This is a genomic window from Synechocystis sp. LEGE 06083 (assembly GCF_015207725.1).
Lineage (GTDB): Bacteria > Cyanobacteriota > Cyanobacteriia > Cyanobacteriales > Microcystaceae > Synechocystis > Synechocystis salina.
Map to the genome: position 1 here is coordinate 1 of NZ_JADEWJ010000455.1, position 1,300 is coordinate 1,300.

Sequence of the window (1,300 nt, forward strand, 5' to 3'; positions counted from 1 at the left end):
GTCAGACAGTGCCTCTGACCACTTTCCAAAAAGCTTTGGTGCAAAATATGGTGGCCGCCATGGCCGCTCCCACGTTCCGGGTGGGCTACACCATCACCACCGATGGGTTGGACCAACTTTATAAGCAAATCAAGGGCAAAGGGGTGACCATGACCGCCCTGTTGGCCAAAGCAGTGGCCCTGGCTTTGAAAAAACATCCCATTGTCAATGCCAGCTACACAGACCAAGGTATTACTTACCATAAAGATATAAATATTGCCCTGGCGGTGGCCATGCCGGATGGCGGTTTAATTACCCCGGTGTTACAAAACGCAGACCAAGTGGATATCTATTCCCTCTCCCGCCGTTGGAAGGAATTGGTGGACCGGGCCCGGGCCAAGCAGTTACAGCCCGAGGAATATAGCAGTGGTACTTTCACCATTTCTAACCTTGGTATGTTTGGGGTAGACCGGTTTGACGCCATTCTGCCACCGGGACAGGGGGGGATTTTGGCCGTGGGCGCTTCCCGACCCCAGGTGGTGGCCAATGATGAAGGTTTAATTGGTACCAAACGGCAAATGGCGGTTAATGTAACCTGTGACCACCGGGTCATCTATGGGGCTCACGCTGCGGCTTTCCTCAAGGATTTGGCTGCCATTATTGAAGAGAATGCTCAGTCTTTGACTATGTAATCCTTTGCCAACTAGGTCAGTTTGGCTGGAGAAGTCCCCCAACTCGTTCAGTTTTTGGGGATTGTCTTTTGGCGCATTTGCCAGCTACTGGGGAAGTTTGAAGTCCAAGATGGCACTTGGCAAACGAGTTCAAAAAAGAATCAAAATTTTTTCAAGTTTTCTAATCAGTAACCGGTGCTGGCCAGCCAAGGCGGGTGGGTTGCTGGTAAATCCGGTATAGGGTTCTTAGATCCCTAGGGGAAATTGCCGGTACATCGGCAGTCTGGGCTGGGTATAAAGCATCTTCTTCGCGGTCACTGTGGCCCCAAATGCCCAGGGCGTGCCCTAATTCGTGGCGGGCGGTACCTTGGAGGGAAAGGGGGGCTAGGCCCGGTTTGATGGCGATCGCCATGCGGTGACGCAGTTGGGGAGGAGATGTGTCAGTCCAATAAAACTCATAGCTAGCCTGGGCGGTGCGGGCTCGACCAAAACTAACCAAGCCCGTTTCCGGGTCCACTGTACGGGCCAGGGGAGGCTCTCGGTAAAAAATGGCAATGTCAGCCTCGGTGGTATTTTCAACTATGGTGAGGGGGAAAAAACTCTGCCAGTCGGCGATCGCTGTTTTAATGGCCTGTTGCCAGGTGTAGTAA

General features: G+C 52.7%; 2 protein-coding genes. One reads left to right on the plus strand and one right to left on the minus strand.

Translation table 11 applies throughout. The features are described 5' to 3' along the window. Positions 1–671 (plus strand): dihydrolipoamide acetyltransferase family protein (locus tag IQ219_RS19695; RefSeq protein ID WP_194073748.1); only part of this gene is annotated, 671 nt, incomplete at its 5' end. Positions 672–831: 160 nt separating this feature from the next. On the opposite strand, the gene IQ219_RS19700 is transcribed toward IQ219_RS19695, so the two are convergent. Beyond that, a partial coding sequence (locus IQ219_RS19700) for a matrixin family metalloprotease (protein WP_194073749.1) occupies positions 832–1,300 on the minus strand: 469 nt, incomplete at its 5' end.